A 10,448-nucleotide genomic window follows, 5' to 3' on the forward strand; every position below is an offset into this window, starting at 1 on the left:
CATCGGCACGGAGGGCGGAAGGATCCGGCTCGACCGTGGGCGGTGTACGCGGTGCGGGCAGTGTCTCGAGGCGTGCCCGGCCGGCGCCCTCCGGCTGTTCGGCCAGCCCATGTCGGTCGAGGAGGTCGTCCGGATCGCGGAAGAGGATAGCGTCTTCTACGCCCGCTCCTCCGGTGGGATCACGGTGAGCGGCGGCGAGCCCTGCCAGCAGAGCCGCTTCGTGGAGGCCCTGCTCCGGACGTGCCGGGACCGCGGCATCGGCACGTCGGTGGAAACCACGGGCCACGCCGAATGGGAAGACGTCGAGCGGGTGTGCCGGTACGCGGAGACCGTGCTCTACGACGTCAAGTCCCTGGACTCGGGCAAGCACAGGGCCTTCACCGGCGTCCCGACCACTCTGATCCTGCAGAATCTCGGCCTGCTCGCGCGCGCCTTTCCCGCCACGCCGATCGTGGTCCGGACGCCCGTCGTGCCTGGCTTCAACGACACCGTGACGGACATCGCGGCGATCGCGGAGTTCCTCCGCACGGTCCCAACCGTTCGGTCGTACGAGCTGCTGGCCTACCACGGCTTCGGCGAGGGCAAGTACGCTCAGCTCGGGCGCCGCTACCCCCTCGGCGGGGTCACCCCGCCGCCAGAGGAGCGGATGCGCGAACTCCGGACTGTCGCGGCCCGGGTCGGCTGACCGGGTCCGGCGGCCCCGGCCGCCGAGGAGCGCGCGGCCTCCGCGCCGCTCGCCGGGGAAGGCCACGCGCGCGGCGGCACCCCTTGACGTCTGACCGGCCGGCACCAGACGCGGCGGCGCCATGTCGCCGGCGAGGACACGATCCCGGCCGCCCGGTGTGCTGGCCAAGGACACTCGGCTGTCGTCAGGGGGCGGCTCGTGCTAGGATGCGCTGGCACGCGACCGAGCGCGCGCTGATGGCCGACGACACCAGATCGATAGGCGTCCTCCTCACTGACGCAGCGGGGCAGGTCAGGTTCCAGGCGGGATCGGCCGGTCTCGCGGCCGTCCAGGCTGCGTTGCTCGTTCGCTCCCCAGCGTCCGGGAGCCCGCTCTACGCGATCCACGCGGGCGACGCCGCGTATGTCGTCCTCCGGCTCGCCACAGGTGACGGACAGCTCTTCCTCGTCCACCCGGAGAGCGAGCGAAGTCCCCTCGTCGACTTCATCACGGGCGTTGACTTCGCTTTCGAGATCCTGAACCACCTGCTCAGCAGCCCGTACGAGGCAATGACCGTGGTCGATGCGGAGGGCATCCTCCGCTTCATGAGCCCCGTGCACGAGCGGTTCTTCGGGCTCCGTCCGGGCGAAGCGGTGGGAAAGCCGGTCACGGAGGTGATCGAGAACACGCGGCTTCCGGAGACGGTGCGCTCGGGCAAGGCCGAGATCGGGCACATCCAGGAGATGCGCGGGGTGAATCGGGTCGTGAGCCGGATTCCGATCCTCCGCGACGGGAGAGTCATCGGCGCGATCGGCCAGGTGATGTTCAAGGGGCCCGAGCAGGTGCATCAGTTCAGCCGCCAGATCGAGCAGCTCAAGGCTCAGGTGGCCTACTACGAGCGGGAGATCGCCAACCTCCAGAACCGCCCGTACGGGCTGGACGAGATCGAGGGCGAGTGCGAGCAGATCCAGCGGCTCAAGGCCATGATCCTGAAGGTCGCGCCGATCGACGTCCCCGTCCTCCTCGTCGGCGAGAGTGGGACCGGCAAGGAGCTCGTGGCACACGCCATCCACAACCTCAGCATGCGGCGAAGCCGCCCGATGGTGTCGGTCAACTCGACGGTGTTCCCGGTGAGTCTCGTCGAGAGCGAGCTGTTCGGGTACGAGGCCGGCGCATTCACTGGCGCATCGCGCCACGGGCACAAGGGCAAGTTCGAGCTCGCCGATGGAAGCACGCTCTTCCTCGATGAGATCGGCGACATGCCGCTGGACATCCAGGCGAAGCTGCTCAGGGTCGTCCAGGAAGGCGTGTTCGAGCGCGTGGGAGGCGGCCGTCCTCTGCGCAGCAACTTCCGGCTGATCACGGCCAGCAACCGTGACCTCGAGGCCATGGTGAGCGAGGGGCGCTTCAGGCTGGACCTCTACTACCGGATCAGCGGTGTGACCCTGAAGCTCCCGGCGCTCCGTGATCGGGTCGGCGACATCCCGATCCTGACGCACAATTTCCTCGAGCGATACGCGCGTCGTCACAAGACCTCCGTCCGGTCAGTGCACGCGAGCGTGTTCGAATACCTTCGCGAGCAGCCGTGGCCCGGGAACGTACGCCAGCTCCTGCACGAGGTCGAGCAGGCGCTCATCTTCTGTGATTCCAGCCAGCTCACGGTAGGTGACTTCCGGGGCACGCCAGCGGCGGCATCGGGCATTCCCCCCGCCTCAGGCGAGGCGAAGGGGAGCATGAAGCAGGCCCTCGCCGACGTGGAGGCGACAATCATCCGTGAAGCCCTGGCCCGGCATGGCGGCAACAAGAAGCGGGTGGCCGAAGCCCTCGGCATCTCTCGATCGCATCTCTACAAGAAGCTCGGTGAGGGCTAATTAGGCGACTCTCGCTCACCCCCTCGGCGTCCGTCTCGCGCGCGGCCGGCTGCAAGATTCCTGTTGACTTCCCAGAGAGCGGCACTTAGCTTACGCGCATGCGGCTCTCAAGTCTCGGGAACCAGTTCCCACAACGTGGGGGGGCCGCGTGAGCAAGACAATCGACAAGGGCATCCTCGTCCTGTCGACATTCACCGTGGATCGGCCGCGGTTGACCTTCGAAGAGCTGTCGAAGCTGACGCAGATGCCCAGCAGCACGCTGTACCGGTTCTTGAACGGGCTGCTGCGCAGCGGATATCTCGTGAAGGACCCGTCGACCTTGAGTTACGGTCTTGGACCCGGTGTGCTGCGCCTCGGACGGGTTGCGGAGGCGGCCCTCGACGTCAGAAGCGCCGCCATCCCCTGGATGGACCGGTTGCGGGACGAGACGGGCGAGACGATCTATCTCTCGGTGCGCATGGGCGCGTCCCGTCTCTGTCTCGAGAGCCGGGAGCGAGAGGGCAGGGGAATCAAGTTTTCGATTCGGGCCGGGGAGACGAGCCCGATCTACGCCGGCGCATCGGGCAAGGTGTTGCTCGCCTACCTGCCGGACAAGGAGGCCCATCGCATCCTGGGGCAGGCGAAGCTCGAGAAGCTGACGCCGCATACCGTGACCGATCGCCGGGCGATCATCCGGGAACTGGCCCTGATCCGGTCCCGCGGGTACCACTACACCGAGGCCGAATACAACCCGGGCGCCTGGGGGCTGGCCGCGCCGATCTTGAATACGCCCGGAATCGCGGCGGCGTCGTTCAGCATCTCCGGTCCCCTCTACGCCGGCGCCCGGAAGCCGGCAGTGGACAGGCTGTTGTCTCTGCTGCGGGCCGCGACGAGGGATATCTCAAGGCGGCTGGGGTACACGGCATGAGGGGCCTCACCCGTCGATTGAGCGCGATGCTCGTCGGCACGCGGTTCGAGGACCTGTCGCGGCACGCTGGGGATGCGGTGAAGCGTTCGATCCTCGACACGCTCGGGTGCGGGTTGGCCGGCGCGGGTGTTGCCGAGTGCGATCTCCTGATGGAGTCACTGACGCCGATGGGGAGTGCCCCGGTGGCCACCGTCGTCGGTCGCCGGCTGCGGCTGGCCAGCCCCTTTGCGGCCATGGTCAATGCGACCGCGGCCCGGGCTCTCGATATGGACGATCTCTTCGAGCCGGGTCAGACGCATGCCAGTGTCGCGGTCGTTCCGACCGCTCTGGCCGTCGCCGAGATGCTCGATCGCCCCCTCAGCGGGCGCGAGTTCATGACCGCGACGACCGTCGCCGTGGATCTGCTGGCGCGGCTGTCAATGGCTCCTCACCGGGATTCCAACGAGACGGGCCTCTCGCACAACTATCACTGTGGTGTCTTCGCCAGCGCGGCCGCGGCGGCTCGCTTGCTGGGCTGCGATGAGCGCGCCATGCAGAGCGCGCTGGGGCTGGCGCTCGGCATGGCGGGCGGGACGCGCCAGCCAAACCTCGAGGGGGTGCCCGCCGTCCGCGTCCAGCAAGGCTGGGCGGCCCACGCCGGGGTGATGGCAGGCATCCTGGCCTGGCGCGGAGTCGGTGGGCCCGCAGAGGTGTTCGAGGGGCATTACGGGTACTTCAACGTCTACCACCGCGGCGAGTACGCTCCGGAGCGCCTGGTGGCCGGGCTCGGGGAGCGCTTCGCGGTCGAGGACCTCACGGTCAAGTTCTATCCCGCCTGCAAGTATGCGTACGGGGCGGTCGAGGCGATCTTGTCGCTCCAGCGCCAGCGAGTGTTCGACAGCACGAGTGTTCGCCGGGTGCACGTCCGCGTGCCGGGTGCCAGCTACGTCGCCGTCTGTCAGCCGGAGGATCGCAAACGGGCGCCGGCCAGCGCTCCCGAAGCGCTCTTCAGCCTGCCATATCTGACCGCCGCGGCGCTCGTGCGCGGACGCCTGACGCCGGCGGAGCTGACGCCAGCGGCGCTGGCCGACCCGCAGGTGCTCGACTGGGCTCGCCGTATCGAGGTCGAACGAGATGACGGCCTCGCCATACCGCCCGATGCTCTGTCGTCGGCGGTGGTCCAGGTCGAGCTCACCTCCGGGGAGCGCGTCGAGGAGCGGATCATCAGGACCGTCGGGGATCCCAGGCGCCCGCCGCGGTATGACGAGATCGAGGAGAAGGTGAGGGTGCTGGTGGACGGCGCAGGCGGGCGAGACGTCGCGGACGTGAAGACGCTGGCCGGTACGGTCGCGGCGCTCGATGAGCTCCCGGACGTGCGCGAGCTCGCGGGCCTCCTGAGGGGCCGGTGATGCGGAAGGCGCGAGGCACCGTCGAGGTGTTCGCCGACCGATGCAAGGGGTGTGACCTCTGTGTCGTGTTCTGCCCGCCTGGCGTGCTCCGCCTGTCCGACAGAGTGAACGTCGTCGGGTACCGGTACGCGGAGCTGGCCGACGCGAGCGGGTGTACGGGCTGCGAGATCTGCGGTCGCATCTGCCCGGACCTGGCCATTCATGTCTACCGTGAGCCTCGCCGGCAGGGGGTCTCCCGTGGGTGAGCGGCGATTGATGATGTGCAATGAAGTCGTGGCCGAGGCGGCGATCGTGGCCGGCTGTCGCTTCTTTGCGGGGTATCCGATCAGCCCCGCCACCGAGGTGCTCGAGTACATGGCGCGCCGGATGCGGCAGGTGGGGGGGACCTGCATGCTGCCGGAGAGCGAGATCTCGGCGATCAACATGCTCATCGGCGCGTCGGCCACGGGCGCTCGGGTCATGAGCGCCACCTCGGGACCAGGCTGGGACCTGATGCAGGAAGGCGTCCGGGAGATGGCGTTTCTCCAGCTCCCGTGCGTGATCGTCGACGTGTCCCGAGCGCCCATCGGCATCGGACCATCCCAGGGGGACTATTTCCAGTGCACGAAGGGCGGTGGGCACGGTGACTACCGTCTGATCGTTCTCGCGCCCGCGACGGTGCAGGAGTCGGCCGACCTGACGCGAAAGGCGTTCTGGCTGGCGGACCGCTACCGAACGCCGGTCGTCGTGCTCACCGACGCGGCCCTGGGACACGCCAGCGAGCCAGTGTCGTTTCCGGAGCGGCTGGAGCCTGCCCTCCCGCCCAAGAGCTGGGCAGTGACGGGCGCGGCTGGGCGACGCCCCAACCGCGTGAACACCGAGGACAAGGCCGGGCTCGGTGGCGACTCGCGCGAGATCTGGGGCGGGTTCGAGGCGTTCATCCGCGAGCTCCGCCGGAAGTACGACGAGATCGAGGCCCACGAGACGGAGGTGGACTCGTTTCTCGCCGAGGACGCCCGGATCGTGGTGGTCGCCTTCGGCACGAGCGCGCGGGTCACCAGGACCGCGGTGCGGGAGGCGCGGAAGCGTGGCATCGCGGCCGGGCTGATCCGCCCGATCACCCTGTGGCCATTCCCCTCAGCGGCGATTGCCGAGATGGCGCAGCGGGCAGAGGCGGTGCTCACCGTGGAGATGAACACCGGGCAGATGGTCGAGGACGTGGAGCGGGCGGTCGGTGGACGGACTCCCGTGCGGTTCCTGGGGCGCCAGGGCGGGGTCGTGCCGTCCCCGGACGAGGTCCTCGCGGCGATCGAAGCGGCAGGGTTGCCGGTCAGGGAGGGGGTCCATGGCGCTGCACAAGGTCTTTGATCGTCCCGCAGCGCTGACTGACGCGCTCTACGCGTACTGTCCCGGCTGTACCCATGGCATCGCCCAGCGCCTCTTCGGAGAAGTGGTGGAGGAGATGGGGCTGATTGAACGGGCGGTGGCGGTCATCGGGTCGGGATGTCTGAGCGCCTCTCGCCAGGTCTTCAACTTCGACACGGTCAAGGCCCTCCACGGGCGTGCGCCTTCGGTCGCGACGGGGATCAAGCGGGCGCACCCGGAGCTCCTGGTCTTCACCGTCCAGGGCGACGGTGACCTCGCCGGCATCGGGGCCGCGGACGTCATCCACGCGGCCACCCGCGGGGAGCGGATCTCGACGTGTTTCATGAACAACGCGACCTTCGGAATGACGGGCGGCCAGATGGGGCCGACGACATTGCCCGGCCAGAAGACCACCACCACGCCGGATGGGCGGGATCCCCTGCTCGATGGCCATCCCGTGCGCATCACGGAGATGCTGGCCATGGCGCAGGGCGCTGCGTACGTTGCCCGCACGGCGCTCAACCTCCCGACGAACGTGATCCGGACGAAGATGGCGATCCGACGGGCGTTCGAGACGCAGCTCGCCGGCCTCGGCTTTTCCGTGCTGGAGATCCTATCGGCCTGCCCGACGGATTGGCATCTCACGCCCGTGGAGGCGCTGCGGTGGATGGAGCACATGATCGCCGCCGCCCCGCTCGGTGAGCTCAAGGTGCCGGAGGGACGAGCGCGCTGACATGGAGTTCGACATCCTGTTCGGCGGTATCGGCGGGCAGGGCATCCAGCTCGCGACCCAGGTCCTCGCGCAGGCAGCGACGCTGGAGGGGAAGAACGTCTTGCAGTACTGCGACTACTCGAGCGAGATGCGCGGTGGAAAGATCGACTGCACCGTCGTCGTGGCGCCCCCGGACGAAGAGATCGGCTCGCCGCGGCGGACCCATCCACGGGCGGCGGTGGCGATGAGCCCCCGCGCCTGCCAGGAGTACCGGGAGACGCTGTCCACGGGAGGCGTGCTGATCCTGAACACCTCGATCGTGAACGGCGGGGTAGACCGGACCGACGTGCACGTCCTCGCGGTGCCGACCCTTCGGCTCGCGGAGGAGATCGGGGAGCCGCGGGCCGTCAGCATGATTGCGCTGGGGGCGCTCATTGCGCGGACGGGCGTGGTGAGTCTCGACATGGCGGCGGATGCGCTCAGAGTCTCCTTACCGCCCCATCGCCAGACGCTGATCGCGGCCAACGAGCGGGCCCTGCGGTGCGGGGCCGCATTTGTCACGGGCCCCGGGGAGTCGAGCCGGTCATGAGACCGGACCGGCTCCGGGCGAGGGGCGCAAGGTGAGAGCCTCGCGACTGCCATCGGCGCCGTACTGGAATGAGGCCGTGGAGACGCTGGCGCCAGAGGCGCTTTCGAAGCTGCAGCTTCGTTTGCTGACCCGCCAGCTTCGGTACGTGGCGGCGCGCTCGGAGTTCTACCGGCGCAAGTTCGACCGCGCGGGGTTCGATCCGCGGGACCTGCGGGACGTCAAGGATCTGCAGCGGGTGCCATTCAGCGCCAAGCAGGACCTTCGGGAGAGCCAGGCCGCGGCACCGCCGTTCGGCCTGCACCTCGCGGCCCCGCTGGACCGGATCGTGCGTGTGCAGTCGACGGCGGGCACGAGCGGAAAGCCCGTCTACCAGGCATTCACCGCGGCGGACCTCGTGCGCCAGGGCGAGTACGGGGCGCGCCAGTACTGGGCCTGGGGCATCCGCCCGGGTGACCGGGTCGTGAACTGCTTCTCCCTGTCCATGACGGCGGGGTTCAACCAGTCGGTGATGGTCGAAGGGATGGGCGTGACGAACATCCCCGCTGGAGCCGAGGGCGGGACCGAGCGCATCCTTCGGGTGATCCGCGACCTGGAGGTCACGGTCCTGCTGTGCACGCCGTCCTTCGCCGAGCACCTGGCGGAGAAGGCTGCCGAGGTCCTGGGACGTCCCGCGAGCAGCCTCGGCGTGCGGGTGATCTGCGGGGGGGGCGAGCCCGGCTTCGAGCTGCCTGCGATCCGGGACAAGCTGGAGCTCCTCTGGGGGACGCACCATGTGTACGACTGCGGGAGCATGACCGACGCCCACCCGAACATCTTCGCCAACTGTCGCCTCCGGAATGGCAAGCATCAACTGACCCCGGACTTCGGGTTCATCGAGCTGATCGATCCGGACACTCTCGCGCCCGTCGCGATGGCGGAGGGCGCTCAGGGCGAGTACGTGTTCACGCATCTGCAGCGTGAAGCCTGTCCGCTCGTGCGCTACCGCTCCGGCGACATCGTCCGGATCGCGACGGGGCCGTGCGGATGCGGGCGCACGGGACTGCGGATCTGGTACATCGGGCGCAGTGACGAGATGCTGATCGTCCGCGGGATGAACGTGTTCCCATCGGCCATCAAGGCCGTCGTCTCGGAGTTCGTGGGCCGGACGACCGGACAGATCCGGATCGTGCTGAAGGAACCGGGCCCCCGCGCGGAGGCCCCGCTGCACATCCGCGTGGAGCATACCGGGCAGGTACCGCCGGAGGCGCGCGAGCCGCTGGCGCTCGAGATCGAAGGGGCACTGCAGACACGTCTTCGTTTCAGGCCACGAGTGGAGCTGCTTCCTCCGGATAGCCTGGAACGAGGAACGTGGAAGGCGAAGCTGCTGGAGATCGTGCGCTCCTAGGAGGGCCGAGGGCGGCCGACGCGACCCCCCACCCATCACGGAGGCAGAGCATGCGAATTCGTGTGATCGTGACGGCGCTGTTGACTCTTGCAGGGCTCGCGACCTGGCCAGGGCCTGCGCTCGCCTGGCCCGACGGGATCGTCGTGGCCCTTCAGGGGCTCGGGCAGCGGCTGGACCCGCTGTCGATGGTGTCGCTCAACGAGGTGCCCGAGTACGCGCTGCTGTTCGACGGGCTCTTCAACCTCGGCCCGGAGGGGAAGGAGCCGGCGCTCGCGACGGAGTGGGGTGTGGCGGCCAACGGGCTCACCATCGACTTCACGCTGCGAAAGGGCGTCCGGTTCCATAATGGTGACGCGTTCACGGCCGAGGATGTGAAGTTCACGTTCGAGCGGATCATCGCGCCGGAGAGCACGCACTCCTACCGGAAGAGCTTTCAGGAGGCGTTGAGCCGCGTGGACGTGCTCGACGCCCATCGCGTGCGATTCCACCTCAAGAAGCCGTGGCCCTCGTTCTTCACCGCGGCCCGCAATGCGCTGCAGGCGATCGTGCCGAAGGCCTACTACGAACGTGTTGGCCAGAAGGGATTCCAGACCAAGCCGGTCGGCACGGGCCCGTTCCGGTTTTCGGAGGTGAGGCTGGGGGAGTCCACGACGATGGCGGTGAACCCGGACTACTGGGGCCCCGCACCGTCGATCAAGTCGGTGACCATCCGCCTCGTCTCGGAGCCGATCACTCGACTGGCGATGCTGGCTCGAGGCGAGGCCGATGTCATCGACGGCGTCACTGGGCCGATCCTGGAACAGGTGCGGCGGACCCCCGGGCTGAAGATCGTCATCACACCGTTCGCGGGCACGTCGTTCCTGATGTTCAACCGCCGCACGAATCCGGAGTTCAATGACCGCCGGGTGCGGCTCGCCATCGCCCATGCCATTGACCGGAAGGGAATCGCCGAGACGGTTCTCGGGGGTGTCTGTCAGCCATCGCCGAGCCCCTTCACACCCGCGACGTTCGGGCATGCCACGGGGCTGCACCTTCTCCCCTACGACCCTGAGCGGTCCCGTACGCTGCTCAAAGAGGCGGGGTTCGCCCCGGGGGAGCCGATTCCGTTCGTGATCCACACGACACCGTTTCCATCGTTGCCGAGCGTCCCGCAGGTCCTGGAGGCGATCGCTGGGCAGCTCGAGGCGGTGGGGATCCGCCTGCAGCGGCGACAGTTCGAGTCCGGGGCGCTTCTGTCCGCATGGCGGGCGCGGAAGGTGGGAGGGATCTCCTACGGCACCTACTCGAGCCCTGACGACGGCGGCCTGCTGATGGAGGGCTGGTTCCACTCGGCCGGGAACTTCTGGGGGGAGATCAAGGTGCCCGAGTACGACCAGTTGTTCAAGCGCCAGCTCAACGAGCCCAACAATGAGCGGCGCCTGAGCGTGCTCCAGCAGTGGGCCCGTCTCGAGGCGGAGCGGGTCGAATCGGCCCCGCTGTTCTGGTGTGGAGCGCCGTTCGCTGTTGGAGCACGCGTGGCGGAGTACCGCCCGGGCCTCGGCATGGGCTATCCGGTCAACTTCCACCGCCTGAAGCTTGCGGGCCGGTAG

At 68.5% G+C, this 10,448-nt stretch carries 10 protein-coding genes; all 10 read left to right on the plus strand.

The window, feature by feature from the left end; translation table 11 throughout:
- Nucleotides 1-685, plus strand: a 685-nt coding sequence (locus HYV93_10470; GenBank protein MBI2526397.1) for a glycyl-radical enzyme activating protein, incomplete at its 5' end; no start/stop codon positions are given.
- Between the two features lie 236 nt (nucleotides 686-921).
- The gene (locus tag HYV93_10475) at nucleotides 922-2,535 is read left to right on the plus strand and encodes a sigma 54-interacting transcriptional regulator (protein ID MBI2526398.1); all 1,614 of its coding nucleotides are present in this window, start codon (nucleotides 922-924) and stop codon (nucleotides 2,533-2,535) included.
- Nucleotides 2,536-2,683: 148 nt separating this feature from the next.
- Nucleotides 2,684-3,442, plus strand: coding sequence for an IclR family transcriptional regulator (locus HYV93_10480; protein MBI2526399.1), 759 nt, complete (start codon nucleotides 2,684-2,686; stop codon nucleotides 3,440-3,442).
- Nucleotides 3,439-4,830 carry an MmgE/PrpD family protein gene (locus tag HYV93_10485; protein MBI2526400.1) on the plus strand — a complete coding sequence of 464 codons (1,392 nt, stop codon included), beginning with the start codon at nucleotides 3,439-3,441 and terminating at the stop codon, nucleotides 4,828-4,830. Before HYV93_10480 ends, HYV93_10485 begins: the two co-directional genes overlap by 4 nt.
- Nucleotides 4,830-5,075, plus strand: coding sequence for a 4Fe-4S dicluster domain-containing protein (locus tag HYV93_10490; protein MBI2526401.1), 246 nt, complete (start codon nucleotides 4,830-4,832; stop codon nucleotides 5,073-5,075). Before HYV93_10485 ends, HYV93_10490 begins: the two co-directional genes overlap by 1 nt.
- Entirely contained in the window at nucleotides 5,068-6,177 is a 1,110-nt protein-coding gene (gene vorB / locus HYV93_10495) for a 3-methyl-2-oxobutanoate dehydrogenase subunit VorB (GenBank protein ID MBI2526402.1), read from the plus strand. Before HYV93_10490 ends, vorB begins: the two co-directional genes overlap by 8 nt.
- A complete protein-coding gene (locus tag HYV93_10500; GenBank protein MBI2526403.1) occupies nucleotides 6,155-6,907 on the plus strand; it encodes a 2-oxoglutarate oxidoreductase in 753 nt (250 codons plus the stop codon). Before vorB ends, HYV93_10500 begins: the two co-directional genes overlap by 23 nt.
- A gap of 1 nt (nucleotide 6,908) precedes the next feature.
- Nucleotides 6,909-7,475, plus strand: coding sequence for a 2-oxoacid:acceptor oxidoreductase family protein (locus tag HYV93_10505; protein ID MBI2526404.1), 567 nt, complete (start codon nucleotides 6,909-6,911; stop codon nucleotides 7,473-7,475).
- Nucleotides 7,476-7,506: 31 nt separating this feature from the next.
- Entirely contained in the window at nucleotides 7,507-8,859 is a 1,353-nt protein-coding gene (locus tag HYV93_10510) for an AMP-binding protein (GenBank protein MBI2526405.1), read from the plus strand.
- Between the two features lie 50 nt (nucleotides 8,860-8,909).
- Nucleotides 8,910-10,448 (plus strand): ABC transporter substrate-binding protein, encoded by a 1,539-nt coding sequence (locus HYV93_10515; GenBank protein MBI2526406.1) that lies wholly within the window; start codon nucleotides 8,910-8,912, stop codon nucleotides 10,446-10,448.

Source organism: Candidatus Rokuibacteriota bacterium, from assembly GCA_016188005.1.
Classification (GTDB): domain Bacteria; phylum Methylomirabilota; class Methylomirabilia; order Rokubacteriales; family CSP1-6; genus UBA12499.